The organism is Psychrobacillus psychrodurans (genome assembly GCF_050209195.1).
GTDB classification, from domain to species: domain Bacteria; phylum Bacillota; class Bacilli; order Bacillales_A; family Planococcaceae; genus Psychrobacillus; species Psychrobacillus psychrodurans.
This window is the reverse complement of record NZ_CP189791.1, coordinates 2,757,157-2,782,723: the sequence shown is the minus strand read 5'-3', so window position 1 is coordinate 2,782,723 and position 25,567 is coordinate 2,757,157. Positions and strand designations below refer to the sequence as shown.

28 protein-coding genes and 1 riboswitch are annotated in these 25,567 nt (G+C 36.4%); of the genes, 24 read left to right on the top strand and 4 right to left on the bottom strand.

Features of this window, described 5'->3' with window-relative positions; genetic code table 11:
- Nucleotides 1–75: 75 nt before the first annotated feature.
- Entirely contained in the window at nucleotides 76–393 is a 318-nt protein-coding gene (locus ACQCPR_RS13635) for a thioredoxin family protein (RefSeq protein WP_090567024.1), read from the bottom strand.
- 242 nt (nucleotides 394–635) lie between these two features.
- On the opposite strand from ACQCPR_RS13635, the gene ACQCPR_RS13630 reads away from it, so the two are divergent.
- The 17 genes from ACQCPR_RS13630 (at nucleotide 636) to sufB (ending at nucleotide 19,810) form a co-directional block, all read left to right on the top strand.
- A complete protein-coding gene (locus tag ACQCPR_RS13630) occupies nucleotides 636–2,975 on the top strand; it encodes a 3-hydroxyacyl-CoA dehydrogenase NAD-binding domain-containing protein (protein WP_427138948.1) in 2,340 nt (779 codons plus the stop codon).
- A gap of 29 nt (nucleotides 2,976–3,004) precedes the next feature.
- Nucleotides 3,005–4,180, top strand: a complete 1,176-nt coding sequence (locus ACQCPR_RS13625; RefSeq protein WP_241599468.1) for an acetyl-CoA C-acetyltransferase — start codon at nucleotides 3,005–3,007, stop codon at nucleotides 4,178–4,180.
- A gap of 27 nt (nucleotides 4,181–4,207) precedes the next feature.
- The gene (locus tag ACQCPR_RS13620) at nucleotides 4,208–5,989 is read left to right on the top strand and encodes an acyl-CoA dehydrogenase family protein (protein ID WP_427137255.1); all 1,782 of its coding nucleotides are present in this window, start codon (nucleotides 4,208–4,210) and stop codon (nucleotides 5,987–5,989) included.
- A gap of 877 nt (nucleotides 5,990–6,866) precedes the next feature.
- Nucleotides 6,867–7,229, top strand: a complete 363-nt coding sequence (locus tag ACQCPR_RS13615; RefSeq protein ID WP_090567034.1) for an arsenate reductase family protein — start codon at nucleotides 6,867–6,869, stop codon at nucleotides 7,227–7,229.
- A 73-nt stretch (nucleotides 7,230–7,302) separates the two neighbouring features.
- Entirely contained in the window at nucleotides 7,303–7,683 is a 381-nt protein-coding gene (gene gcvH, locus ACQCPR_RS13610) for a glycine cleavage system protein GcvH (RefSeq protein ID WP_090567037.1), read from the top strand.
- Nucleotides 7,684–7,757: 74 nt separating this feature from the next.
- Complete coding sequence (locus tag ACQCPR_RS13605; protein ID WP_090567040.1) at nucleotides 7,758–8,108, top strand: toprim domain-containing protein; 351 nt, start codon at nucleotides 7,758–7,760, stop codon at nucleotides 8,106–8,108.
- A gap of 11 nt (nucleotides 8,109–8,119) precedes the next feature.
- Complete coding sequence (locus ACQCPR_RS13600; protein WP_427137254.1) at nucleotides 8,120–8,440, top strand: thioredoxin family protein; 321 nt, start codon at nucleotides 8,120–8,122, stop codon at nucleotides 8,438–8,440.
- 35 nt (nucleotides 8,441–8,475) lie between these two features.
- A riboswitch (SAM riboswitch) is annotated at nucleotides 8,476–8,580 on the top strand.
- Nucleotides 8,581–8,789: 209 nt separating this feature from the next.
- Nucleotides 8,790–9,815, top strand: coding sequence for a methionine ABC transporter ATP-binding protein (locus ACQCPR_RS13595; protein ID WP_093494919.1), 1,026 nt, complete (start codon nucleotides 8,790–8,792; stop codon nucleotides 9,813–9,815).
- The gene (locus tag ACQCPR_RS13590; protein ID WP_090567049.1) at nucleotides 9,808–10,476 is read left to right on the top strand and encodes a methionine ABC transporter permease; all 669 of its coding nucleotides are present in this window, start codon (nucleotides 9,808–9,810) and stop codon (nucleotides 10,474–10,476) included. Before ACQCPR_RS13595 ends, ACQCPR_RS13590 begins: the two co-directional genes overlap by 8 nt.
- A 62-nt stretch (nucleotides 10,477–10,538) precedes the next feature.
- Entirely contained in the window at nucleotides 10,539–11,342 is an 804-nt protein-coding gene (locus ACQCPR_RS13585; RefSeq protein ID WP_427137253.1) for a MetQ/NlpA family ABC transporter substrate-binding protein, read from the top strand.
- A gap of 508 nt (nucleotides 11,343–11,850) precedes the next feature.
- Nucleotides 11,851–12,810 carry a nuclease-related domain-containing protein gene (locus ACQCPR_RS13580; protein WP_427137252.1) on the top strand — a complete coding sequence of 320 codons (960 nt, stop codon included), beginning with the start codon at nucleotides 11,851–11,853 and terminating at the stop codon, nucleotides 12,808–12,810.
- A gap of 105 nt (nucleotides 12,811–12,915) precedes the next feature.
- Complete coding sequence (locus ACQCPR_RS13575) at nucleotides 12,916–14,073, top strand: dicarboxylate/amino acid:cation symporter (protein ID WP_427137251.1); 1,158 nt, start codon at nucleotides 12,916–12,918, stop codon at nucleotides 14,071–14,073.
- Nucleotides 14,074–14,629: 556 nt separating this feature from the next.
- The gene (sufC, locus tag ACQCPR_RS13570) at nucleotides 14,630–15,409 is read left to right on the top strand and encodes a Fe-S cluster assembly ATPase SufC (RefSeq protein ID WP_090567061.1); all 780 of its coding nucleotides are present in this window, start codon (nucleotides 14,630–14,632) and stop codon (nucleotides 15,407–15,409) included.
- Between the two features lie 18 nt (nucleotides 15,410–15,427).
- Nucleotides 15,428–16,735, top strand: a complete 1,308-nt coding sequence (sufD, locus tag ACQCPR_RS13565; protein ID WP_090567064.1) for a Fe-S cluster assembly protein SufD — start codon at nucleotides 15,428–15,430, stop codon at nucleotides 16,733–16,735.
- Nucleotides 16,735–17,967, top strand: a complete 1,233-nt coding sequence (locus tag ACQCPR_RS13560) for a cysteine desulfurase (RefSeq protein ID WP_269923232.1) — start codon at nucleotides 16,735–16,737, stop codon at nucleotides 17,965–17,967. The genes sufD and ACQCPR_RS13560 overlap by 1 nt, the downstream gene beginning before the upstream one ends.
- Nucleotides 17,957–18,391, top strand: coding sequence for a Fe-S cluster assembly sulfur transfer protein SufU (gene sufU, locus ACQCPR_RS13555; RefSeq protein ID WP_427137250.1), 435 nt, complete (start codon nucleotides 17,957–17,959; stop codon nucleotides 18,389–18,391). The genes ACQCPR_RS13560 and sufU overlap by 11 nt, the downstream gene beginning before the upstream one ends.
- A 21-nt stretch (nucleotides 18,392–18,412) precedes the next feature.
- Nucleotides 18,413–19,810 (top strand): Fe-S cluster assembly protein SufB, encoded by a 1,398-nt coding sequence (gene sufB / locus ACQCPR_RS13550; RefSeq protein ID WP_090567075.1) that lies wholly within the window; start codon nucleotides 18,413–18,415, stop codon nucleotides 19,808–19,810.
- Nucleotides 19,811–19,866: 56 nt separating this feature from the next.
- Here the strand turns inward: sufB and ACQCPR_RS13545 are convergent, their stop codons facing one another.
- The 3 genes from ACQCPR_RS13545 to ACQCPR_RS13535 form a co-directional block, all read right to left on the bottom strand.
- Nucleotides 19,867–21,054 (bottom strand): tyrosine-type recombinase/integrase, encoded by a 1,188-nt coding sequence (locus tag ACQCPR_RS13545; protein ID WP_427137249.1) that lies wholly within the window; start codon nucleotides 21,052–21,054, stop codon nucleotides 19,867–19,869.
- Between the two features lie 70 nt (nucleotides 21,055–21,124).
- Nucleotides 21,125–21,586, bottom strand: a complete 462-nt coding sequence (locus tag ACQCPR_RS13540; protein ID WP_427137248.1) for an ImmA/IrrE family metallo-endopeptidase — start codon at nucleotides 21,584–21,586, stop codon at nucleotides 21,125–21,127.
- 35 nt (nucleotides 21,587–21,621) lie between these two features.
- Nucleotides 21,622–21,948 (bottom strand): helix-turn-helix domain-containing protein, encoded by a 327-nt coding sequence (locus ACQCPR_RS13535; RefSeq protein WP_427137247.1) that lies wholly within the window; start codon nucleotides 21,946–21,948, stop codon nucleotides 21,622–21,624.
- Between the two features lie 142 nt (nucleotides 21,949–22,090).
- Here ACQCPR_RS13535 and ACQCPR_RS13530 point away from each other — a divergent pair, with 142 nt between their 5' ends.
- From ACQCPR_RS13530 to ACQCPR_RS13500, 7 genes are all read left to right on the top strand, one after another.
- Complete coding sequence (locus ACQCPR_RS13530) at nucleotides 22,091–22,300, top strand: helix-turn-helix transcriptional regulator (RefSeq protein WP_427137246.1); 210 nt, start codon at nucleotides 22,091–22,093, stop codon at nucleotides 22,298–22,300.
- 28 nt (nucleotides 22,301–22,328) lie between these two features.
- The gene (locus ACQCPR_RS13525) at nucleotides 22,329–22,601 is read left to right on the top strand and encodes a group-specific protein (protein ID WP_427137245.1); all 273 of its coding nucleotides are present in this window, start codon (nucleotides 22,329–22,331) and stop codon (nucleotides 22,599–22,601) included.
- Nucleotides 22,602–22,687: 86 nt separating this feature from the next.
- Nucleotides 22,688–22,867: a hypothetical protein gene (locus ACQCPR_RS13520; RefSeq protein ID WP_427137244.1), complete on the top strand. Its 180-nt coding sequence runs from the start codon at nucleotides 22,688–22,690 to the stop codon at nucleotides 22,865–22,867.
- On the top strand, nucleotides 22,864–23,583 hold the full coding sequence (locus ACQCPR_RS13515) for a Rha family transcriptional regulator (RefSeq protein ID WP_427137243.1): 720 nt from the start codon (nucleotides 22,864–22,866) through the stop codon (nucleotides 23,581–23,583). Before ACQCPR_RS13520 ends, ACQCPR_RS13515 begins: the two co-directional genes overlap by 4 nt.
- Before the next feature lie 2 nt (nucleotides 23,584–23,585).
- A complete protein-coding gene (locus tag ACQCPR_RS13510; RefSeq protein WP_427137242.1) occupies nucleotides 23,586–23,861 on the top strand; it encodes a hypothetical protein in 276 nt (91 codons plus the stop codon).
- A 98-nt stretch (nucleotides 23,862–23,959) separates the two neighbouring features.
- The gene (locus ACQCPR_RS13505) at nucleotides 23,960–24,790 is read left to right on the top strand and encodes a phage replisome organizer N-terminal domain-containing protein (protein WP_427137241.1); all 831 of its coding nucleotides are present in this window, start codon (nucleotides 23,960–23,962) and stop codon (nucleotides 24,788–24,790) included.
- Nucleotides 24,726–25,562: an ATP-binding protein gene (locus ACQCPR_RS13500; RefSeq protein ID WP_427137240.1), complete on the top strand. Its 837-nt coding sequence runs from the start codon at nucleotides 24,726–24,728 to the stop codon at nucleotides 25,560–25,562. Before ACQCPR_RS13505 ends, ACQCPR_RS13500 begins: the two co-directional genes overlap by 65 nt.
- Nucleotides 25,563–25,567: the final 5 nt, after the last annotated feature.

The following is a 25,567-nucleotide window of genomic DNA, read 5'->3' as shown; positions in this document are numbered from 1 at the left end:
TCTGTAAAAGTGCTCCTGCGCACAGCTCGTCGCAGTATAACACTTAGATGCTTTGACTTCTATATACTATCTTACTTAGTTTTGTGCATCTAAAAATTCAGTTACCTGCTCAGGAGATTTTGCATTTGCACTATGAAGGTGAGCTTTTTTCTCACCGTTTTGGTAAATAAGAAGACTTGGAATTCCCATTACCTCATATTTTTCTGCAACTTCCGGAAGTTCATCACGGTTTACTTCGTACCAAGTATATTGGTTATATTTTTCGACTATTGGATCAATGAACATTTCCATACGACGGCAATCAGGGCACCAACCAGCTTCAAATTTTACTAATACTTCTTTGTCCCCAGAAATAATCTCGTTGAATTGTTCAGTAGTTGTAATTTTTTGCATGTTTTTTTACCTCCTATGACTTTGTTTACAGTTTACACTGTTTCTTATGTTGGAGAAAGAAAAAAGAATTATTTATTCATTTTATTATTGCGAAAATTTAAATATTGTTCTAAACTAATAGACATAGAGATTGCTTCTATTTTTTTTGTTATCAAAATGAATGAGTATTCATTCAAGACGAAGGGGAGGCTGTGCACGTGACATATCAAATTAAAAAGGCAGCTGTTTTAGGTTCTGGGGTAATGGGCTCAGGAATTGCTGCTCACTTAGCGAATATTGGTATACCTACATTATTATTAGATATCGTACCTAAAGAAGTTAGTAAAGATGAAGAAGCAAAGGGAATAACTTTAGAGCATCCATCAGTAAGAAATAAATTTGCAGAGACAGCTATTCAAAAATTGTTGAAGCAAAAACCGGCACCACTTACTGCTAAGAAAAACCTACAGTTAATAACTGCTGGAAACTTAGAGGACGATCTTAAAAAATTAAAAGACGTGGACTGGATTATCGAAGTTGTTGTTGAAAACTTAGAAGTTAAAAAAAGCTTATATGAAAAAATAGATGCAGTTCGTAAGCCAGGAACAATCATTAGCTCTAATACATCTGGAATTAGTATTAATGCAATGGTGGAAGGGCGCTCAGAGGACTTTGGAAAGCATTTCTTAGGAACACATTTCTTCAATCCTCCACGTTATTTGAAGCTATTAGAAGTAATTCCTGCAACAACTACTGCTCCTGAAGTTGTAGAGTTCATGAAACAATTTGGTGAAGATGTGTTAGGAAAAGGTGTTGTAATTGCAAAGGATACTCCGAACTTCATAGCAAACCGTATAGGGACATATGGTTTACTTGTAACATTGCGTGAAATGCAAGCTAGAGGTTATTCCGTTGGAGAAGTAGATTCTGTTACAGGGCCACTAATCGGTCGACCGAAGTCAGCTACGTTCCGTACATTAGATGTCGTTGGTTTAGACACATTTGCACATGTTGCGAAAAACGTATATGACCAAACATCCGGTGAGGAACAAAAAGTATTTGAAGTGCCTGCATTTATGCAAAAAATGCTTGAAAACAAATGGCTAGGAGCTAAATCCGGACAAGGTTTCTTCTTAAAAGAAGGAAAAGAAATCAAAGAACTAAATCCTGAAACACTTGAATATGAAGCAATGAAGAAGTTGAAAACGCCTTCAATGGAAATGGCGAAGCAACAAAAAGGTCTTGCAGCAAAAGTGAAAACATTAACTTATGCAAAAGATAGAACTGGTGAATTACTTTGGAGTATTTTAAGTCCTACATTAATCTATTCAGCTCAGCTTCATGGAGAAATTGCAGATGATATAGTTGCGATCGACCAAGCGATGAAATGGGGATTCGGTTGGCAACAAGGTCCATTTGAAATATGGGATGCAATCGGGGTAAATGAATCAGTTGAAAAAATGACAGCAGAAGGCTTGGAAGTTCCTGCATTCGTCCAATCATTATTGGATAAAGGATTTATATCTTTCTATAAAGAAGAAAATGGTGATCAATACTATTTCGATGGATCTGATTATTCATTAGTTTCCGTAAACGAAAAGGTAATTGACTTAAAAAGGTATAAGAAGAAACATGGTGTTATTAAATCTAATTCTGGTGCAAGCTTAATAGATTTAGGTGATGGAGTTGCATTGCTTGAATTCCATTCGAAATCGAACTCTATTGGTTTAGATATCCTTCAAATGATTAGCTTTGCCGTAGATGAAGTAGAAAAGAACTTCAAGGGCCTCGTCATAGGTAACCAAGGTAAAAACTTCAGTGTTGGGGCAAACCTAGGAATGATTTTAATGGAAGCACAGGACGATAATATTTTCGAATTAGATTTTGTTGTTCGTCAATTCCAAAATGCAATGTTGAAGATTAAATACTCTGCTAAACCAGTAGTAGTTGCTCCATTTGGAATGACATTAGGTGGTGGAGCAGAAACTTGCTTACCTGCTGCTCATATCCAAGCATCTTCTGAGACATATATGGGCTTAGTAGAAGCTGGGGTTGGTCTTATCCCTGGTGGTGGAGGTAACAAAGAGCTTTATATTAAGCACTTGAAGGGACTTCCAAACGGTGTTGAGATAGATTATCTTACTGTTGCAAGCAAAGTATTTGAAACAATTGCAATGGCAAAAGTTTCAACCTCGGGTGAAGAAGCGCGTGAAAATAACTTCTTGAATTTTGCAGATGGAATTAGTGTAAATCCTGATCATTTAATATACGATGCGAAACAAGTGGTATTAGCTCTTGCAGAAGGCGGATATAAAGCACCTATTCGTGAAAAAGTACCGGTTTCTGGATCTCCAGGATATGCAGCACTTATTTTAGGAGCAGAAGGTATGCTTTTATCTGGATTTATTAGTGAGCATGATTTGAAAATTGCGAAAAAGCTCGCTTATGTTATTGCAGGTGGAGAAGTTCCATACGGTACTTTAGTCGACGAGCAATATTTACTGAACTTGGAACGAGAAGCTTTCTTAAGCTTAGTTGCTGATCCAAAATCTCAAGCAAGAATGCAACACATGCTAGTGAAAGGCAAACCATTACGCAACTAATCTTGCATAAAGGTAAAGGAGGAAAACTCATGCGTGAAGCAGTCATAGTAGCAGGGGCAAGAACGCCAGTAGGTAAAGCGAAAAAAGGATCTCTAGCAACAGTGCGTCCAGATGATTTTGGGGCACTAGTTGTAAAAGAAACATTACTAAGAGCGGGCGGTTATGATGGTCCGATAGATGATTTTATATTAGGATGTGCAATGCCAGAAGCAGAGCAAGGGATGAACGTTGCTCGTAATATTGGTGCATTAGCAGGTCTACCAGATACAACACCAGCGATTACAGTAAACCGTTTCTGTTCATCTGGTCTACAATCAATTGCATACGGAGCAGAGCGTATTATGTTAGGTCATGCCGAAGCGATAATCGCTGGTGGGGTGGAGTCTATGAGTATGGTTCCAATGATGGGTAATACGATTCGTCCGAACGCACATCTAGCACAAACAGCCCCTCAATACTACATGGGAATGGGCCACACAGCTGAACAAGTGGCAACTAAGTATAGTATTAGTCGTGAAGATCAGGATGCATTTGCAGTAAGATCACATGAACGAGCAGCAGCCGCAATTGCAGCAGGAAAGTTCAATGATGATATTGTCCCAGTAGAAGTTATAAAGCATTTTGTAGACGAAAACAATAAAGCACAGCAGAAAAAATTCATGTTTGAAATGGATGAAGGTGTACGTGTAGGAACTACAGTAGAAACACTTGCTAAGTTACGTCCTGCATTCAATGTTCGCGGATCAGTAACAGCAGGTAATGCTTCACAAACTTCAGATGGAGCAGGTGCTGTATTAATCATGGATCGTGAAGTTGCAGAAGCACAAGGATTAAAGCCGCTAGCCAAATTCCGTTCATTTGCAGTTGGGGGAGTACCACCAGAGGTAATGGGAATCGGACCAATTGTAGCGGTACCAAAAGCATTAAAACTTGCAGGATTATCAATCGAAGACATTGATCTTTGGGAAATCAATGAAGCATTTGCTTCTCAATCTATTCAAGTTGTTCGTCACTTAGGTATAGATATGGAAAAGGTGAATGTAAACGGTGGAGCAATTGCATTAGGCCACCCACTTGGAGCTACGGGAACTATCTTATCATTGAAAATGATGAGTGAATTGAGACGTCAAGGAAAGCAATTTGGAGTTGTTACAATGTGTATCGGTGGTGGAATGGGAGCTGCTGGAGTGTTCGAATTACTTTAAAAAAAATATAAACTAGGGGGAATATACATGAACGAATTAAAAGATGCAATTAAAGGCGGAGCATTTTTAGTTGAAGACTTAGACGCAAGTCGCATATTTACACCAGAGGATTTTAATGATGAGCAAAAGATGATTGCGAAAACGACGGAAGAGTATGTAAAAAATTCGGTACTTCCAGTAGTAGAAAACTTGGAACATCATGAATTTGACCACTCTGTACGTTTATTAAAAGAAGCGGGAGACCTTGGCTTACTTGCAGCTGATATTCCTGAAGAGTACGGCGGAATTGGCTTAGACAAAGTTTCCTCTGCACTTATTGCAGAAAAAATGTCTGTAGCTGGTGGTTTTTCTATAACACACGGTGCTCATGTAGGAATTGGTACATTACCAATCGTTCTTTTTGGTAATGAAGAGCAGAAACAAAAATATCTTCCAAACTCAGCATCAGGTGAAAAAATTTCTGCCTATGCATTAACTGAGCCAGGTTCAGGGTCAGATGCATTAGGAGCAAAAACTACTGCGAAATTAAATGCAGAAGGTACACACTATGTATTAAACGGTGAAAAACAATGGATTACAAATGCTGGATTTGCAGATGTATTTGTTGTTTACGCTAAAGTAGATGGAGACAAATTCACTGCATTTATCGTAGAAAAAACATTCCCTGGAGTTTCTGTTGGGGCAGAAGAGAAGAAAATGGGGATTAAGTCTTCTTCTACTCGTACACTAATCCTAGAGGACGCTCAAGTTCCTGTAGAAAACCTATTAGGGGAAGTCGGTCGCGGTCATATTATCGCATTCAATATCTTAAATATTGGTCGTTATAAATTAGGGGTAGGTACAATTGGTGGATCTAAACGCGCATTAGAATTAGCAATTTCTTATACAAATCAGCGTCAACAATTTAAGACACCAATCTCTTCCTTTAATTTAACGAAAAACAAACTGGCTACTATGGCATCTAAATTGTATGCAACTGAAAGTTTAATATACCGTACTGTTGGTTATTTTGAAGAGCGTATGAGTCAATTGAGTGCAGAAGAGCAAAAAGACGGCAAAGCAATTGCTGCTTCAATCGCTGAATATGCAATTGAATGTTCTATCAACAAAGTAGTAGGATCTGAGGTTCTAGATTATATCGTTGATGAAGCTGTTCAATTACATGGTGGTTATGGATTTATGCAAGAGTATGAAGTAGAGCGTATTTACCGTGATTCGCGTATTAACCGTATTTTCGAAGGAACAAATGAAATTAACCGCCTAATCGTTCCAGGAACATTCCTGAAAAAAGCGATGAAAGGTGAATTACCACTTCTTCAAAAGGCTCAAGGCTTACAAGAAGAGCTATTAATGATGATGCCAGAAGAGGTTGGTACGGAAGCTCTTGCACAAGAAAAAGTATTAGTAGCTAATGCGAAGAAAATTGGTATTCTAGTTGCTGGTCTTGCTGCACAACGTTTTGGTACAAAACTAGAGGCAGAACAAGAAGTACTAGTGAACATCGCTAACATAGCAAATAACTTATTTGCAATGGAATCAGCAGTTCTACGTACAGAAAAAGCAATTGGACGTGATGGAGAAGAAAAAGCAGCACAAAAACTTCTTTATACACAAATCTTCACACAAGAAGCTTTTATTGAAATCGAACAGGCAGCAAAAGAGACACTAATTGCATCTGTAGATGGGGATAATCAACGTATGATGATTTCCGCATTACGTAAATTAACACGCTACACACCATACAATGTTATTGAGAAAAAACGTGAAGCATCCGTTAAACTAATCGAAGCAGAAAAATACGTTCTTTAATGAAATACATGTAAAAGCCGGTTCTTAATGAATCGGCTTTTACATTTGCATGTATGATATGGATCTAGTATTCCTAACCTTTAAATAAGCATAACCAAATTTTTGAGTTTCACTATTTTAATATCCTTTTGAATCAATTTCATAAAAGCATTTTAAATAGTGAGAACTACTCTGATTTCCGTTCTAGGTGGACGCTTTCCGCGGGCACGGCTTCAATCTCCTCGTCACTACGTTTCTGAGGGGCTTTCAGCTCGCGCTATTCCCGCTGGAGTCGCCACCTTGCACTACAATCAAGCAGTGTGAAGTACTTCATTAGAAGATTGAGCACAGCTTATCTCTTAGATGATAAGATTGGTCAAATTTTAGAGATGGATCAAACTATTGTAATCGCATTTGCATTAGAAATGTGTGGATCCAATAATAGAGGAGGAAAGTAAAGTAGGTTTTCTTTTACACTAGTGGAAATAAAGAGAAATAGTGAGTATTTGCACTAGAAAGAAGTGAATAGCTCACAAAATTGCACCTCCGTGAGCTTACTTTAGGAATAGTTTGTAGCTTTTCTCTAGTGTTGACTTCCGCTTCGGGCGGCGACTGCGACTCCAGTGGGACAGCGCGAGCAGAAGACCCTGGACGGAGCGAAGCGAAGGTCAACTGCATATCTAGGTTTTTGTTGAAAGAGGACTTGGCGTCATTTTGCCAGGCTTTTCTTAATTTAGATGTGTGATATGGATCTAGTGGTCATAACCTAATGTTCAGATTTAATTATTTAATATCTTTTTATGAATTATAATTCATTGTATAAAAACATTTCACTGTTCAAAATGATTGCTCATCTCTTACACTATTATGTATGATAAAAAGAAAAAGGTGGTACAACATGACTATTCAATATTATGGCTATCCTAAATGTACAACGTGTAGAAAAGCGAGCAAATGGTTAAAGGACAATGATATAGAATACATAGACAACCATATAGCTGAAAATCCCCCAACTAAAGATTTGCTTCAAAAAATGTTCGAAGTAAGTGGCTTAGAACTCAAAAAATTCTTTAATACTTCTGGTATGAAATATCGTGAACTTGGTCTAAAAGACAAGCTTCCAACAATGTCAGAAGATGAGCAATTAGCCTTGCTTGCTTCTGATGGAATGCTTATTAAACGTCCAGTTGTTTTTGATGGTGAAAAATTAACGCTAGGCTTCAAGGAACAACAGTTTGAGGATGTTTGGAAGACTTCTTAAAGTCACTTGTTTTTACTATAAAAATATGTGAATATAGTAGATGAATGTATTATTAATGGAGAGGGGTATATATATGAACGCACCTAAAGATTTAAAATACTCAGCAGAGCACGAATGGGTAAAGACTGAAGGCGGAAATATCCGTATCGGTATTACTGAATTTGCACAATCAGAGCTTGGAGATATCGTGTTTGTCGAGCTTCCACAAGTCGGAGATGATATTAAAGCAGGAGATCCATTTGGTAGTGTAGAGTCTGTAAAAACTGTATCTGAACTGTATGCACCAATAAGCGGTAAAGTAGTAGATGTAAATACAGAATTAGAAGATAACCCTGAATATGTAAACGAATCCCCTTATGAAAATGCATGGATGATTGTTGTAGAGCCAGCTGATGTAACGGAAGTCGATGGTTTACTTTCTCCAGAAAAATACGAAGAATTAATTTCAGAATAATTATGAAAACGCCGCTTAATGTCGGCGTTTTTTTCATATAATATTGGAAAGGGCATAGTTGGGAGAGATGCTGAATGGCTATTGTCTTTAGTGAAAAAATAATTATAGTTGAGGGAAGATCAGATAAATTAAAGCTTTTAAAATTACTTGATGAATCAACAGAAATTATTTGTACAAACGGAACGATATCCAATGTAAAGCTAGAAGAGATTTTAAGTCCTTACGACGGTATTCCTATTTATGCGTTTTTAGATGCGGATAGATCAGGTGAGCAAATTCGCTCCATCGTCAGGAAAGAATACCCTGAAGCTATTCATCTATATACCAATCCAATGTATTGTGAAGTGGCGACTACACCGTTCAAAGTTTTGGCATCCATATTAAAAAGTGTTAATATAAAAGTGAAGAGACAATATTTACTTTAGGATGATGTAATGTGAATGAATGGACACTTGAACAGTGGAACGACCATAAGAACAGTGGTCAGCTTACAATGTTCTATATTTATACACCCTTATGTGGAACATGCCAAGTTGCAAGTAAAATGATGCAAGTTGTACAAGAGATGATGCCTTTTTCAATTGGCCAAGCAAATATTAACTATCTAGAGAATTTTGCAATGGATTATTATATTGAAAGCGTACCATGTCTGATAATCGCTAAAGGTGGAACTGTACATAAAAAGATATATGCATTTCAAGCAGTTCCATTTATATTAGAGACAATAAAAAGTATTGACGAGCAAGTAGTCGTGTGATAATATTCGATATACCAACAAATTAAATAGTGTTACTCTTATTAAGAGTGGTGGAGGGAAGTGCCCTATGAAGCCCGGCAACCGTCATGTAAATGAAATGGTGCCAAATCACGCAAAGCTATTGCTTTGGGAAATGAGAGAATGGATGAACGTTATTAAAATAAATAACTTAAAACCCTTCTGCTCTTTTGCAGGAGGGTTTTTTTAGATAGAAATGGGAAGTATATGTATTTACATAGTAACTGTTGACTCATTGAGTAGTTTTAAAATGCAGGATTAAAAATTCATACAATATTTCTTGAAGATAGATAGGCAATTGAGCATTTCGTAGAAAGGTGGCAAGGTTCCCATGATTAGTTTAAATAATGTTTCGAAAAAATTTAGCACGAAACAAGGTACAATCGTTGCAGTTGAAGAGGTGAATCTTGACATAAAGAAAGGTGAAATTTTCGGCATCATTGGATACAGTGGTGCAGGAAAGAGTACACTTATTCGATTATTGAATGGATTAGAAAAGCCAACTTCGGGTCAAATTATCGTCAACAATCAAGATATTACAAAGATAAATGAAGTGAAGCTTCGTCAAGTAAGACAAAAGGTAAGTATGATTTTCCAACACTTTAATCTGTTATGGTCAAGAACGGTTGCGGAAAATATTGCTTTTCCATTAGAAATTGCTGGTGTTCCACAAGCACAACGTTCTTCAAGAGTAGAGGAACTAATTGATTTAGTTGGTTTAGAAGGTCGCGGACATTATTATCCTTCACAGCTATCAGGAGGACAAAAACAACGTGTCGGAATTGCACGGGCATTAGCCAATCGTCCAGAAGTGCTTCTCTGCGATGAAGCGACCTCTGCGTTAGATCCAGAAACTACGGACTCAATTTTAGACTTATTAGTTAGTATCAATGAAAAATTAGGGCTGACAATTGTATTGATTACCCACGAGATGCAGGTTATTCAAAAGATTTGCGGTCGTGTTGCAGTAATGGAAAAAGGTCATGTGGTAGAAGAAGGAAAAGTACTAGATGTATTCCAAAACCCGCAACAACCTATTACGAAACGTTTTGTCTCGCAAGTCAGTGATTCCAATAAAGCAATACAAACAATACAGCATTTAAAAGAGCTATATCCAAATGGCAAGCTGATAAAGCTAGTATTTGTTGGAGAGCAAACAGAACAACCAATATTGTCTAGACTTATTAAGCAATTTGATTTAGAAGTCAATATTGTTCAAGGTAATATTTCGCATACACAAAATGGCGCATTTGGTACCTTAATCCTTCAACTAGAAGGAGATGCATTATTGGTGGATGAGGCCATCCGCTATATACATGAACAAAAAGTAAATACAGAGGTGATCAACAATGATTAATGATTTATTTCCTAATGTTGATTGGCCAAAAATGTGGGAAGCAACCGTTGAAACATTATATATGACTGCAGTATCTACTATACTGACAGCAATTATTGGGCTAGTGCTCGGTCTTTTACTTTTCTTAACTAGTCCTCATCAAGCATGGGCGAACAAGTTAGCAAACTGGTTAACAGGTGCTTTCGTTAATATATTCCGTTCCATTCCATTTATTATTTTGATTATTTTATTAATCCCATTAACGAAGTTTTTAGTTGGAACAATGCGTGGGCCAAATGCTGCATTCCCAGCTTTAGTTATTGGAGCTGCTCCATTTTACGCTCGTATGGTGTTGATAGCTCTACGAGAAATTGATAAAGGAGTACTAGAAGCAGCTAAATCGATGGGCGCTAAAACTTCTACTGTTATTTGGAAGGTTCTACTGCCAGAATCTATGCCCGCATTAGTATCAGGGATTACGGTTACGGGAATTTCACTAGTTGGTTATACAGCTATGGCCGGTATTATAGGTGCTGGGGGACTAGGAACGCTAGCATTCTTAGATGGATTCCAAAGAGGTAGAACAGATGTAACACTTGTTGCCACAATACTAATATTAATCATGGTATTTATAATTCAGTGGATAGGCGATTTAATTACTACAAAAATAGATAAACGATAATAGGTGTAAACGAGAGTACTCGATCACATAGAAATCATAGGTAAAAAGGGAGAGATTTGAAAATGAAGAAGTTATTAGCTGGAGCTTTATTATCAGTGAGTGCATTAACACTTGCAGCGTGCGGAGAAGAAGAGGGTAGTAAACTTGTAATAGGTGCATCGAACGTACCTCATGCAGTTATATTAGAAGAAGTTAAACCAATTCTTGAAGAACAAGGAATTGAACTTGTTGTAGAAACGTATCAAGATTATGTATTACCAAACAAAGATTTAGATTCAGGTGACTTGGATGCGAATTATTTCCAACATATCCCTTACTTTGAATCACAAAAAGCTGATTTTGGATATGACTTCGCTAATGCAGGCGGTATACATATCGAACCAATCGGTTTATATTCTAAAAAATACGGTTCTATTGAAGAGCTACCAGAAGGTGCAACAATTCTAATGAGTAACTCTGTTGCAGATCACGGACGTATTCTTGCTATGTTAGAAGCAAAAGGTCTTATTAAATTAGCAGATGGTGTTGACAAAACAAAAGCTGAAGTGAAAGACATCGTTGAAAATCCTAAAAATCTTGAATTTGACGCTAACTATGAATCTGCTCTGATGGTTCAGTTATATGAGAATGAAGAAGGCGATGCAGTATTAATCAACTCTAACTACGCAATAGACGCTGGTATCAATCCATTAGAAGACTCTATTGCAATTGAAGACTCTGAATCTCCATATGTGAATATCATTGCTGTAAACTCAGGTGATGAAGACAATAAAGAGATTAAAGCATTAGTAGAAGCATTGAAATCTGAAGAAATTCAAGACTTCATCCTAAGCGAGTGGGGCGGATCGGTAGTACCCGTAAAATAATAATATTATTTGAGGAAACAGACATCTTCGGGTGTCTGTTTTTTTGTGCGGGCGAATGGCTAAAGCCCAAGAGGAAGTCGCAACCGCCCGCTCGAGTATTTTAAGAGCCCGAGCCATCCTGCTATCCGCCCGGGTGAGGACGAACGCCCGAGAAGAAGTCGCAACCGCCCGCTTGAGTATATTAAGCGCCCGAACCATCCTACTATCCGCCCGGGGGTAGGACGAACGCCCAAGAGGAAGTCGCAACCGCCCGCTCGAGTATTTTAAGCGCTCGAGCCATCCTGCTATCCGCCCGGGGGTAGGACGAAAGCCCAAGAAGAAGTCGCAACCGCCCGCTCGAGTAGTCAAAGTGCTCGAGCCATTCTGGTATCCGTCCAGCAGAAAGTGAGCACTAAAAAGAGTCAATACCGCTTTTCAAGCATTCTTTATTCACCAATCTGCACAATAAAAAATTTAGTCTAGAAAAGACTAACTATTCGTGATATTGTGTTGAAGAGGTGATGATAATTTGATAATTAAACCGTATTCCCCTTCAAAATATGTAGCAAGAATGGCTGATTTAATAGAAAGACTTTCTCCACAACATCCACAATATACAAGAATTTCAAAAGAGATAGGTGCTATTAAAGCAGGAGATTATGGTGAAGAGGTTATTTACAAAGTGCTAGAGCAAATGAAAATTCCATATAAATGTTATATTTTTCACAAAGTGTTTCTCTTTGCGGAATTTGCATTTGAATTAGACTTCCTAATAATAACCCCATATGGAGTAGTAATTCTTGAAGTAAAAAACATCATTGGGGAATTAGAGTTTTCAACTAATCCATCACAACTTATCCAACGAAAAGAGGATGGAAGAATAACTAAATATCCTTGCCCCGCAAATCAGTTGAATGAATATAAATATCAACTTTCTCAGTTCTTCCTCCAGTATAATATTTCAGTCCCAATTCATGGTGTAGTAATCTTTGCGTCTCGTAATAGTTTTGTTAAACATTCAGTCAGCGGCGTTAAAATAATGTATAGGAATGAAATGCGTTCCTACCTACGACATTTCCCCGAAAATAGTTCAACCTTAAGTCAAGAAGAAATGGAGAAAATAAAAGAAGTTATTCTAAGAAGTACCTATTCGCCTCCATCCATTCCTCTTATCGAACATTTCTCAATTTCACTTAAAGATTTAAAGCTCGGAGTAAAATGTGAAAGCTGCGGATTTATTGGAATGCAGAAAATAGCCCGAACTTGGTATTGTCCTACTTGTAAAGAAAACAATTCATATGCACACAAAAAAGCAGTTTCCACTTATTTTTCGCTCTGTAAAGAAACTATTACTAATAAAGAATGTAGAGAGTTTCTCCTTTTAAACAACAGGTATGAAGCAAAAAGAATTCTATCAAGCTCTGACTTAGTAAAATACGGAAAAGGCTCTAATACTTACTACACGAACTACAGTTCAAAAAAATGTTAATAGAATATTATGTATACTACTAATCTTATTCACTTTAATAAGTGACTGTGCTAAAGTGTATAAATGTTATTAATAACACATTTGTGCATATGAGGAGGACATAGTATGAAGAGGTTTGGTTTATTGCCGCGAATAGTGATAGCGATAGTATCTGGTGTTTTATTGGGACTAGTTGTCCCTAAAATAGTGGTAGAGATAATGGCTACTTTTAATAGTATTTTTAGTGCCTTTTTAGGGTTTATTGTTCCTTTCATTATAATTGGGTTTATCGTTCCAGGGATAGCTAAGCTTGGAAAGGGTTCTGGTAGATTACTTGGTATTTCTACGGGAATTGCCTATTTATCTACCATTGTAGCAGGTCTGATAGCATTTTTTGTCGCTTCAAATTTACTGCCTAAGCTTATAGGTGGTAAAGAGAGTGTTAAGTTAGAGAATCCGGAAGAATTTTTAATTGGGGGCTTATTTGAAATGCCGATACCTCCGATGATGGATATAATGACAGCATTAGTTTTCTCATTCATTATGGGGATTGGGATTTCCAAACTAAAAGGAAACACGTTACAAAATGCATTTGAAGAGTTTAGCGAGATTATTGAGAAGGTAATCTCTTATGTTATTATCCCATTATTACCAATACATATTTTTGGAATCTTTATGAATATGGCGTACGGTGGACAAGTGGCTAAGGTTTTATCGGTTTTTGGAGTCGTGTTTGTCATGATTATTGCGCTGCATCTTGTCATGCTTTTATTACAATATACAGCAGCTGGTACGGTAACTGGGAAAAACCCTTTGAAACTCTTAAAAACAATGTCCCCAGCTTATTTTACAGCTTTAGGTACACAGTCATCAGCTGCAACTATTCCGGTGACCCTAAAGCAGGCTCAGCAAACTGGTGCTTCAGCTAAAGTGACAAACTTTACGATTCCTCTATTTGCAACAATCCACTTGTCAGGGAGTACGATTACACTTGTCTCTTGTTCAATCGGTGTATTGCTTATAAATGGACAAGATATTATGCTATCTTCATTTGCACCTTTTATATTTATGCTTGGTGTAACGATGATTGCAGCTCCTGGAGTTCCAGGTGGAGCAGTTATGGCGGCACTGGGATTATTGGAAACAATGCTTGGATTCAACGGGGCAATGATCGGATTAATGATTGCACTATACATTGCACAGGACAGCTTTGGAACGGCGACAAATGTAACTGGTGATGGAGCTCTTGCGATTATCGTAGACAAATTTTCAAAAACTGCATAAGTTATTAAAGAAATATGTTTAAGACCCAAATAGTTGGGTATATAAATGATGAACTTAAAAACAGAGAGGGATGATTCATTATCAGTTCGGAAGACTTACCTTATACAGAACAGATGGACCACGCATTTAGAGGAGTACATGGTTTTGGATATGATGAATTGAGACAAAGTCAAGAACTAAGATTGCAAGTTGAAAACAAACGGCAAGAGGATCATGAAAAATGTATGCAATTAGCGGCTAAACTTGATGCCCAAGCATTTAGGGGATAATATACAAGAATCCACGAAGAATTTCTTCGTGGATTCTTTTTGTTTTCACTAGCTTCATAGTGAAATCGATTCTCATTTAGACTATTCTTAATGAAAATAAAGAAAGATTACTATTTACCTAATAATATCGTAGTAAAGTCAAGAGAAAACAGGAAATCTGTATATTCTACAATATTAAATAGAATATGCTCCAAAAGATTTGCAAGGTACTTCAGTTTGGGTTAAGATTAGAATGATAATAAATTAGAATGGTTATACATTCATATTTACTTAATGGAGGTTATTAAATGTCGACTTTAGTTATTAAAGATTTACACGTTGAAATAGACGGTAAAGAGATTTTAAAAGGTGTTAATTTAACAATTAATACAAATGAAATTCACGCAGTAATGGGTCCTAATGGTACAGGTAAATCTACTTTAGCTTCTGCTATTATGGGTCATCCAAAATATGAAGTTACATCTGGTTCAATTGAATTGGACGGAGAAGATGTTTTAGCAATGGAAGTAGACGAACGTGCACAAGCGGGTCTATTCTTAGCAATGCAATATCCAAGTGAGATAACTGGAGTTACAAATGCGGATTTCCTACGTTCAGCGATTAATTCACGTCGCGAAGAAGGCGATGAAATCTCTTTAATGAAATTCATTCGCGAGCTTGATAGTAAAATGGAATTTTTAGAAATGGATTTAGATATGGCACAACGTTATTTAAATGAAGGATTCTCAGGCGGGGAGAAAAAACGTAATGAGATTCTTCAATTAATGATGTTGCAACCTAAATTTGCTATTTTAGATGAAATTGACTCTGGTCTTGATATCGATGCATTAAAAGTTGTTTCTAAAGGGATCAACGAAATGCGTGGAGAAGGTTTCGGAAGCTTAGTAATCACTCACTATCAACGTCTTCTTAACTACATCACGCCAGACCATGTACATGTAATGATGCAAGGACGTGTAGTTAAATCCGGTGGTCCTGAACTTGCTCAAAGATTAGAAGCAGAAGGATACGAATGGGTAAAAGAAGAGTTAGGAATTGAAGACGAAACAGTTGGACAAGAAGCATAAGAAAGGGGACGAATCAGCATGACGGTTGAAACAAAATTGGCATTAACCGAGCAAGATATTCGCTCCTTTTCAGAAGGTAAGCAAGAACCAAGCTGGATGACAGAACTTCGTCTGAAAGCATTTGGTGAACTTGAAACACTTCCGATGCCAACACCAGACAAAACAAAAATTACTAATTGGAATTTCACAGAGTTTCCAGTTCATACTGTAGATAGCAGTAAATTTACTTCTTTAAACGAACTACCTGACGAAGTGAAAGCAGTTGTAAATGCGGATGAACAAAAAAATATTTACATCCAACATAACAATACACCTGCATTTCTTTCATTATCAGAAGATCTAAAAGCTAAAGGTGTTATCTTAACTGATATATACACTGCAATTCGTGAGCATTCTGATCTTGTTCAACAATACTTTATGACCGACGGTGTCAAAGTAACAGAGCATAAATTAACTGCACTTCATGCTGCATTATTAAACGGTGGTGTATTCTTATACGTGCCTAAAAATGTTGTAGTAGAAGAACCAATTCAAGTTATTTATTTACATGACGATAAAGCAGCTTCACTTTTCAATCATACTTTACTAGTAGCGGATGAAAATAGCTCTGTAACTTATGTAGAGAACTATTTGTCCACTGTTGAACATGCAGAAGGTTTAGCTAATATCGTGACGGAAGTTATTGCTAAAGACAATTCAAAAGTTACATTTGGAACTGTTGATGTTCTAGCAGAAGGATTTACAACATACGTTAATCGTCGCGGTGTAACAAGTCGTGATGCGGTTCTTGAATGGGCACTTGGTATGATGAATGACAGTGATACTATTTCTGAAAATACAACACATTTAGTTGGAGATAACTCAGAAGGTCATGTGAAAATGGTTGTTGTAGGTCGCGGTAAACAAAAACAAAACTTTACAACAAAAGTAATTCATTGGGGCAAACATACAGAAGGTCAAATCCTTAAGCACGGAGTTATGAAAGATGAAGCATCATCTATATTCAATGGTATTGGTAAAATTGAATACGGTGCTACTAAGTCTAACGCTGAGCAAACATCTCGTGTATTAATGCTTAGCGAAAAAGCACGTGGAGATGCAAATCCAATTCTTTTAATCGATGAAGATGATGTAACAGCAGGTCACGCAGCATCAGTTGGCCGAGTAGATCCACTTCAGTTGTACTATTTAATGAGCCGTGGTATTTCTCAACATGAAGCAGAGCGTCTAGTAATTCATGGATTCCTTGCTCCTGTAGTAAACGAATTACCTATTGAAGGCGTGAAGAAACAGCTGACGGAGGTTATTGAAAGGAAAGTTCGCTAATGCTCAATACTAAAGAGATTCGAAGCTATTTTCCGATTTTAAATCAAGAGATCAATGGTCATCCATTAGTCTATTTAGATAATGGTGCTACTTCTCAAAAACCTATTCAAGTGATAGAGGCTATTAAAAAGTATTATGAATTTGAAAACTCTAACGTGCATCGTGGAGTTCATACGCTTGGTAACAGAGCAACGGACAGTTACGAAGGAGCACGTGAAAAGGTTCGTAAATTCATAAATGCGAAGTCTACTAAAGAAGTTATTTTTACTCGTGGTACAACAACCGCTATCAATACGGTGGCGCAGAGCTACGGCCTTGCTAACCTAAAAGAGGGCGACGAAATTGTTATTACGCATATGGAGCACCATTCCAACATTATCCCTTGGCAACAATTAGCTAAGAAAACTGGTGCTGTATTAAAATATATTGATTTAGAAGCAGATGGTACACTTTCTTTAGAAAAGGTTAGAGAAACAATTACTAATCAAACAAAAATAGTGTCTATCGTTTATGTATCGAACGTATTAGGGACAATGAATCCAATAAAAGAAATTACGCAGATTGCACATGAGCATGGAGCAGTAATGGTAGTTGATGGAGCACAAGCTGCACCCCATCTAAAATTAGATGTTCAAGCTCTTGATTGTGATTTCCTTGCATTCTCTGGGCACAAAATGTGTGGACCTACCGGTATAGGGGTACTATACGGGAAAGAAGCATTACTGGATAAAATGGAGCCAATCGAATTTGGTGGGGAAATGATTGACTTTGTAGGATTGTATGATTCTACATGGAAAGAGCTTCCTTGGAAATTCGAAGGCGGTACTCCAATAATTGCTGGTGCGATTGGTCTTGGAGCTGCAATTGATTTCTTAGAAGAAATTGGCCTAGATGAAATTGAAAAGCATGAACATGAGTTAGCTGCTTACGCTATGGAAAAAATGTCTACTATTGATGGTTTATCCATCTATGGACCTGTTGATGCTGCTAAGCGCGCTGGAATTGTTACATTCAATTTAGATGATGTGCATCCACATGATGTTGCAACAGTATTAGATATGAGTGGAATTGCAGTTCGTGCAGGACATCATTGTGCGCAACCGTTGATGAAATGGTTGCAATGTGTGGCAACTGCTCGTGCTAGTTTCTATATATACAATTCAGAAGAGGATATAGATCGTCTAGTTACTGGATTGCTTTCAGCAAAGGAGTATTTTAACGATGTCTTCTAATTTAGATCAACTTTATCGCCGTGTCATTATGGATCACTATAAAAATCCTCGTAACAAAGGAAGTATTGAGGATGGAGCTTTGACAATTGATATGAATAACCCTACTTGTGGAGACCGCATTCATTTAACACTTCAAGTGGAAGATGGTAAAATTCAGAATGCGAAATTTGATGGAGAAGGATGTTCCATCTCGATGGCATCTGCATCTATGATGACACAAGCAGTTAAAGGAAAGACTGTAGAAGAAGCTTTACAGCTTTCTACAACTTTTTCAGAAATGATGCTTGGGAAAGATTACGTTGATTCTATTGAACTTGAAGATATAGAAGCATTAAGTGGTGTTTCTCAGTTTCCAGCGCGTATCAAGTGTGCAACACTAGCGTGGAAAGCAATGGAAAAAGGCGTCTCAGAAGAAACAGAATAACAGACGAACGGAGGAAATACGATGGCTAAAAAAATGCCTGAAATTGGTGATTATAAATATGGTTTCCACGATAAAGACGTATCCATTTTCCGTTCTAAACGTGGATTAACGAAAGAAATCGTGGAAGAAATATCACGTATGAAATCAGAACCACAATGGATGCTAGATTATCGCTTAAAAGCTTTAGAAATTTTTTACTCAAAACCAATGCCTCAATGGGGTGGAGATTTAGGGTCATTAAACTTCGATGAAATTACTTATTATGTTAAGCCTTCAGAACAAACAGAAACTTCATGGGATGAAGTACCAGATGAAATCAAAGCTACATTTGATAAATTGGGTATTCCTGAAGCGGAACAAAAGTATCTTGCAGGTGTTTCTGCACAGTATGAATCAGAGGTTGTATACCATAATATGAAGCAAGAGCTTCAAGATTTAGGAATTGTATTTAAAGATACTGATTCTGCACTTCGTGAAAATGAAGATATTTTCAAAAAGCATTGGGGTACAGTAATTCCTTCATCAGACAACAAGTTTTCTGCACTTAACTCAGCAGTATGGTCGGGTGGATCATTTATCTATGTACCACCAGGCGTTAAAGTGGAAACTCCACTACAAGCATACTTCCGCATTAACTCTGAAAACATGGGTCAATTCGAACGTACGTTAATTATTGTAGACGAAGGCGCTTCTGTACATTATGTTGAAGGATGTACTGCTCCTGTTTACACAACAAACTCACTTCATAGTGCGGTTGTTGAAATTATCATTAAAAAAGATGCTTATTGCCGTTATACAACAATCCAAAACTGGGCAAACAACGTTTATAACCTAGTTACTAAACGTGCAGTTTGTGATGCAAATGCAACTATGGAATGGATTGATGGAAACATTGGATCAAAATTAACGATGAAATATCCAGCAGTTATCCTAAAAGGTGAAGGCGCTCGTGGTATGACTCTTTCTATCGCAATTGCTGGTAAAGGTCAACATCAAGATGCTGGTGCGAAAATGATGCACTTAGCTCCGAATACTTCATCCACTATTGTTTCTAAATCTATTTCTAAACAAGGCGGTAAGGTAACATACCGTGGTATCGTTCATTTTGGACGTAAAGCTACTGGTGCTAGAGCAAACATCGAATGTGATACATTGATCATGGATAATCAGTCTACTTCTGATACAATTCCTTACAACGAAATCTTGAACGATAATATTTCTTTAGAGCATGAAGCGAAAGTTTCTAAAGTATCTGAAGAACAATTATTCTACTTGATGAGTCGTGGTCTTAGCGAAGAAGAAGCAACTGAAATGATCGTAATGGGCTTCATCGAACCATTTACAAAAGAACTTCCAATGGAATATGCTGTAGAAATGAACCGTCTTATCAAGTTCGAGATGGAAGGCTCTATCGGTTAATGCTTCTTAAGCGTTGGTGCAACAACGTTTAGATGTTAATTTTATATGTTTGAAAATCAGTCGTGCCGATTTCGTGCCGTTGAGGTTTTTCGAGAAGTGTAGGAGGCGAACTTTTTAAGTTCGTCTTCTTCTATTTTCTTGGTAATATCCAGATAGGTATCTGCAGTTGTTTTTATTGTTTTATGTCCTAACCGATTTGACACAAACTTTAAACTTGCTCCAGACTCTAATAATAGAACTGCATGAGTATGTCTGAATCCATGAGTACCCTTATAATCAATACCTGCTTTTTTACAATAGTCACGAATAGAATCACGAACTGTAGAAGGAGTAAGGTAGTTACCTAGAAAGTTTTGAAATATAATTCCGTCATCATTTTGTTTAAAACTTTCACCGCTAAAAATCATCTCATTCTGTTTTAACTTAAACTTCTTCATTTCACGTATTAGCTCATTATTTAAACCTATTGTTCTGTAAGAGGAAGAATTTTTTAAAGTTGTTATAACCAATTGATTATTATCATTTCTTCTTGTTTGTCTTTCTATGGCTATTTTATTACCCTCTATATCTGTCCACTTCAAAGCGAGTGCCTCGCTAATTCTTAAACCCGTCTGGCTTAAAAAATACATAAGCATATAGTACAGTTGGTAATTTTCAAAACGTTGATGTTTGTATGTTCTCATGTAATCTAACAATGAGTTTAATTCGTCTAATGAGTAGTACTTAACTTCCTTTTTTTGAGTGACGTCATCTTGCAGCGGTGCCCTTAAACGATCAGCAGGGTTTTTCTCTAATACCTCCAAATCATGCACTGCGTAATGTAGAATACTTTTCATTACTGATAAGTATTTAATTCTTGATCCATAAGAGTATATTTCCTTTCCCTCATCATCCTTCATAATTGCGTAATCGTTTAACCACTTTTTAATATCTGTTCGTCTAATTTTCATTACTTTTTTATTACCGAAGAAGGGTAGTACATGTAACCGAATGATAACTTCTATTTGTTCAAATGTTGATTCTTTAACATTTGATTTTTTATATTCAACCCACTCTTTTGTGATATCTTCGAATAACATATTACGATCGTTTAATGTTTGCCCATAATAAATACGTTCTTCCACTTTACCAGCTTCGATTTCAGCTTCTTTCTTAGTGCGAAATGTACCGATACTAAACTCTTTACCTTCCTTAGAAACTCTCGCTTGCCATTTCCCACTTTTAAGCTTTCTAAATGTTGCCATGATATAACTCCTTTCATTGTATCTTCCTATAATCGCTTTAAAATCACCCCTCTCAATAAGACCATATGTTCTATTTTATGTCAAAAAAACTCTTGTTAATATTTAGCGGGTCAAAGAAAATTTTATACCCATTATATATAGCAAAGAGTCCATATTTTTGGTTATAAACATTTATTGCATCTTGTAAGTAACTTGAAGTAATCTCTAAATGATCACAGATATCTTCAACTGTTTTATGTCCAGTGTTATAACATTCGATAAGATTATCAAGGGAGACTATTTTTTGATATCCCCATCTTCTAGCGACGAGTTCTAGTTTTTTACTGGTGAGATCATCTAAAGCTGTAATATCTCCGTATGTAGTCTCATGATGACCTAATTCTTCAGCCAAGATACAATGTTTTTCGTAACTGTTTGAGAATTTATTAATTTCAATGACGTTGTCATAATAAAATCCTGATAAACCTTTTGGTAATACTTTTTCTATTATTTTGATGTGTTGATATTGATTTAACAAACGTTCATAGGACATACAAACTTCCTCCTTGCTGGTTGCGATAACAGAGACTATTTTCGTTTCATTTTAATAAACTCAATGTATTTTCTGATTTCTTCCATTTCATCTTCCGTCACGTCATCATCAATATGTGCTGCAAGTGTTTCAATTTTTTTATCTGATTCATTCTCAGTCTTAGGAAAAAATTCGTTTATAGAAACATTAAGAATTTTAGCTAGTTCAAATAGTACATCTTGATTTGCTTTACGTTCCCCTTTTTCATATCTTGAAACTGTTTGCTTTGTAGTATTTAATCTTTCCGCTAATTCTTCCTGGTTCATATTTCTAACTAAACGCCATTTCTTTATTTGCTCACCGACAAAGTTATTTAATTCCATTTCAGTGTTGCCTCCTATTTAAATGTTGTTTTCAGTATATAACATAAATCACCGAAATGGAACAAAAATGTTTAAAAAATAATATATATAACTTTACAAGTAACCATTTCGGTGATATTGTAATATGCAAGGAGGTGATACTATGCAAGAGAAACTTCTAATATTACGTAAAAACAAAAATATAACTATAAAAAAGATGAGTGAAATCTTGAAGATTGCACCTAAAACTTATAGTGAAAAAGAGAGGGGGTTGGCTGAATTTACTCAGGATGAAATGTTTGAAATTAGCAGAAAATTTAATTTAAATATTGACCAAATTTTTTTACCTAGGAGTCACCAAAAAGGTGACTAGGTAACCATTGAGGAAGGAGGAACTTTTCATGATTCAAATACAAGTAGATCAGGAAGCAATAGAAAAAATGTATATGGATGCTATCAAATTGAAGATTCAAGAGTTGGATAAAGAGTTAGTTTTCTGGGATACAAAAGAGTTAAAACGAAGAACTTGTCTTTCATGGAACACTATTCAAGATAATTTTTTCCACCATAAAGATTTCCCAAAAGTAAAAATAGGTGGGAAATGGATGTACCCTGCTAAGGAAACGGAAGAGTTCCTAGAAACTTGGTTGGATGAAAAAAGGAGATTGCAATGACTATAACAGCAACCATAATCATTTTTAGTTTTCTTGGCTCTTTAGTTTTGTGGAGTATGACAAGAATGTGGAAGGAGATGGAGTAAATGATTCCACTTAGTGGTTATGTATGGGAAATCACATCCAACAAAGACGAAAAGTGGCGTGTTGTTTCAGAGGGACCAAACTTGGAAGAAGCGATTGCGGTATTTCGTAAAATTCATGGGTATTCAGCAATTCTGTTTAAAGTAAAATATCTCAAATTCAGAGGGGAGAATGAAGCATGAGCGAATTAAAAGTAATTAATTTAGAAGGTCAACTTGTAACAGATAGTCGTGAGGTTGCTGAAATGATTAATCGACCGCATAGCGAATTGATGAAGAGTATTAGAACTTACATTGAATATTTAGGACAAGGGAAAATTCCCTACTCCGATTTCTTTATTGAAAGTTCCTATCAGAATTTGCAGAACAAAACTCAACCTTGCTTTTTACTCACAAAAAAGGGTTGTGACATGGTAGCAAACAAAATGACTGGTGAAAAAGGAATATTATTCACTGCCGCATACGTCACTCGTTTTGAAGAAATGGAAAATCAAATTAAACAACCAATTTCTAGCACCAAAGCACTTTTACAAGCCGCACTTGAACAAGAAGAACGTATTGGATTTGTAGAAGGACGAGTTGAATCACTTGAAAACAACATGAGGATTGACGGTGGACAAGAATACCGCATTAGTAAAAACGGTAAAAGGAAAGTTGTTGAATGTCTAGGAGGTATTGATACGGAAGCATACAAAGAAATCAGCAAAAGAGCATTTTCTCAATTTTGGAATGAATTTAAAAGATACTTCGAGATTCCTAGATATGGAGAACTACCAAAAGTACGTTTTGATGAAGCATTACAGTTTATAAGCGAATGGTCTCCTAACACTGCAATGCGCATGGAAGTTAAAGCTTTAAATGCTCAACAACACTTGCCATTAGGGAGTGAGCAACAATGAATTTGAATATTTACAAGGTAGAAGATCACCCAACTGCACAAAAAGAAATTGATTGCATAATGGATTGTTCAATGATACTGGAAGTGCATATTGAAAAAGGTAATTTTACTAAAGCATTTGATTTAACAAAGGATATGTACAAATCTATCTCTGTTTTGCAAAAACTGATTAAAGAAAAAGAATCTCATCAACAGTTGAGTTTAATAGTTTCTAGACTTGCTAGTATCGGAGTTGATTCATCTATTGTTACCAAGTATTTAGACAATAAAAAAAGCTGAATGACTCGGCAAAGTCTTCAGCACATCTATAAATATTCAATCTCATTATCATACAGAAAACGAATTTAGTCAATCAACTATAGAGAAAGGTGAGAATTATGAGTGACGTTAAATGGATTAAATTGAGTACTAAAATGTTCGAAGACGAGAAAATAAAGCTCATCGAACAAATGCCCGAAGCTGATACATTACTTGTTATTTGGATTAAATTATTGTCTCAAGCAGGTAGAGCAAATGACCACGGATATATTTACTTAGCTGAAAATATTCCTTACACCGATGAAATGCTTTCAACCATTTTCAATAGGTCGTTAAATGTCGTTAGAATGGCCCTTAGTGTTTTTAGACAGTACGGCATGATTGAAATAGATGAAGATAACTTTATCAGTATATGCAATTGGGAAAAGCATCAAAACGTTGCTGGACTAGATAAAATTCGTGAGCAAACACGTCAACGAGTAGCAAAATATAGGGAAAATAAAAAGCTCGGTCAAAATTTACTTCCCGTAACGTTACCTGTAACGAAGCGTAACGACACAGAAGAAGAACTAGAAGAAGAACTAGATATAGATAAAGAAAGAGATAAAGGGATAGTCACTAGCGTTCCTTCTTCTATCTTTCAAGAAATTATCGATTATCTTAATCAAAAAGCAAATACGAATTATCGCGCTACTTCAAAAGGTACACAAACATTAATAAAAGCACGATTAAAGGAAAAGTTTACAACAGAGGACTTTAAGACTGTAATCGATAAAAAATCAATACAGTGGATCAATGACTTAAAAATGAGTGTTTACCTTCGTCCAAAGACATTGTTTGGTCCAAACTTTGAATCTTACTTAAACGAAAAAGGAGGCACAAACAATGCAACCAATAGGGAAAGTGATCAACAACCTATCGAAACGTATTCCGATGGACTCAACTTCTAAAATTTGTGAAAATCACCCACTTAGAATAGAAAAACCTATTTTTAAAGTAATGTTTGAAGGAAATGAAATTTGTCCTGTCTGTGAAAGTAATCGAAAAACAGAGGAACTTAGTCAGTTAGAGGACTTGAAAATTAAAGGTGTTATGAACAAAGTGGATTACGGTACTTTTCGAAACAGAAGTATCTTAGTTGACAAAGGCCTATTAGAAGCATCATTTGGAAACTATGAAACTACTGAATCAGAAACAGCAACAAACAAAGGCAGAGCGTTGGAGGCATATTCCAATTATAAGCAAGGCAACATATTCAATACATGGCTCACAGGTTCTCCAGGAGTGGGGAAAAGTCATTTAGCTATGTCAATCTTACGAAATCTCAACGAATCCGGCGAGAAGGACAAGCAGTGTTTGTTTATATCAGTTGATGAAATGTTGTTAAAAATTCGTAACAGTTTTGGAGATAAAGAAAGTAAGTACACAGAGTTTTACTTTGTGGAGCTACTTTCCAAAGTGGACTATCTAGTGCTTGATGACCTAGGTGCTGAAACAGGCGGAACAGGTACGAACAAGAAAGCAACAGACTTTACATTGAGAGTGCTATATTCCATCGGTAATGCTCGACAAAATAAATCGACTATCATAACTACTAATCTATCAAGAACTTCACTAGAAACAATGTATGACAGGAAGTTAGTATCTAGGTTAATGAAAGATACTTACTTGATTAACTTTAATGATACCAAGGATAAACGCATTAAAAATATTGAATTTTAGGAGGA

Excerpts from the sequence above, each read along its gene's own strand:
- ACQCPR_RS13635 (WP_090567024.1), bottom strand. The coding sequence starts at position 393 with ATGCAAAAAATTACAACTACTGAACAATTCAACGAGATTATTTCTGGG.
- ACQCPR_RS13585 (WP_427137253.1), top strand. The coding sequence starts at position 10,539 with ATGAAGAAGTTATTAGCTGGAGCTTTATTATCAGTGAGTGCATTAACA.
- ACQCPR_RS13630 (WP_427138948.1), top strand. The coding sequence starts at position 636 with ATGGGCTCAGGAATTGCTGCTCACTTAGCGAATATTGGTATACCTACA.
- ACQCPR_RS13540 (WP_427137248.1), bottom strand. The coding sequence starts at position 21,586 with ATGTCCTATGAACGTTTGTTAAATCAATATCAACACATCAAAATAATA.
- ACQCPR_RS13515 (WP_427137243.1), top strand. The coding sequence starts at position 22,864 with ATGAGCGAATTAAAAGTAATTAATTTAGAAGGTCAACTTGTAACAGAT.
- sufC (WP_090567061.1), top strand. The coding sequence starts at position 14,630 with ATGTCGACTTTAGTTATTAAAGATTTACACGTTGAAATAGACGGTAAA.
- ACQCPR_RS13625 (WP_241599468.1), top strand. The coding sequence starts at position 3,005 with ATGCGTGAAGCAGTCATAGTAGCAGGGGCAAGAACGCCAGTAGGTAAA.
- ACQCPR_RS13595 (WP_093494919.1), top strand. The coding sequence starts at position 8,790 with ATGATTAGTTTAAATAATGTTTCGAAAAAATTTAGCACGAAACAAGGT.
- ACQCPR_RS13505 (WP_427137241.1), top strand. The coding sequence starts at position 23,960 with ATGAGTGACGTTAAATGGATTAAATTGAGTACTAAAATGTTCGAAGAC.
- sufB (WP_090567075.1), top strand. The coding sequence starts at position 18,413 with ATGGCTAAAAAAATGCCTGAAATTGGTGATTATAAATATGGTTTCCAC.
- ACQCPR_RS13605 (WP_090567040.1), top strand. The coding sequence starts at position 7,758 with ATGGCTATTGTCTTTAGTGAAAAAATAATTATAGTTGAGGGAAGATCA.
- ACQCPR_RS13620 (WP_427137255.1), top strand. The coding sequence starts at position 4,208 with ATGAACGAATTAAAAGATGCAATTAAAGGCGGAGCATTTTTAGTTGAA.
- ACQCPR_RS13525 (WP_427137245.1), top strand. The coding sequence starts at position 22,329 with ATGATTCAAATACAAGTAGATCAGGAAGCAATAGAAAAAATGTATATG.
- ACQCPR_RS13535 (WP_427137247.1), bottom strand. The coding sequence starts at position 21,948 with ATGGAATTAAATAACTTTGTCGGTGAGCAAATAAAGAAATGGCGTTTA.
- ACQCPR_RS13545 (WP_427137249.1), bottom strand. The coding sequence starts at position 21,054 with ATGGCAACATTTAGAAAGCTTAAAAGTGGGAAATGGCAAGCGAGAGTT.
- ACQCPR_RS13575 (WP_427137251.1), top strand. The coding sequence starts at position 12,916 with ATGAAGAGGTTTGGTTTATTGCCGCGAATAGTGATAGCGATAGTATCT.
- sufU (WP_427137250.1), top strand. The coding sequence starts at position 17,957 with ATGTCTTCTAATTTAGATCAACTTTATCGCCGTGTCATTATGGATCAC.
- gcvH (WP_090567037.1), top strand. The coding sequence starts at position 7,303 with ATGAACGCACCTAAAGATTTAAAATACTCAGCAGAGCACGAATGGGTA.
- ACQCPR_RS13590 (WP_090567049.1), top strand. The coding sequence starts at position 9,808 with ATGATTAATGATTTATTTCCTAATGTTGATTGGCCAAAAATGTGGGAA.
- sufD (WP_090567064.1), top strand. The coding sequence starts at position 15,428 with ATGACGGTTGAAACAAAATTGGCATTAACCGAGCAAGATATTCGCTCC.
- ACQCPR_RS13530 (WP_427137246.1), top strand. The coding sequence starts at position 22,091 with ATGCAAGAGAAACTTCTAATATTACGTAAAAACAAAAATATAACTATA.
- ACQCPR_RS13560 (WP_269923232.1), top strand. The coding sequence starts at position 16,735 with ATGCTCAATACTAAAGAGATTCGAAGCTATTTTCCGATTTTAAATCAA.
- ACQCPR_RS13500 (WP_427137240.1), top strand. The coding sequence starts at position 24,726 with ATGCAACCAATAGGGAAAGTGATCAACAACCTATCGAAACGTATTCCG.
- ACQCPR_RS13615 (WP_090567034.1), top strand. The coding sequence starts at position 6,867 with ATGACTATTCAATATTATGGCTATCCTAAATGTACAACGTGTAGAAAA.
- ACQCPR_RS13520 (WP_427137244.1), top strand. The coding sequence starts at position 22,688 with ATGATTCCACTTAGTGGTTATGTATGGGAAATCACATCCAACAAAGAC.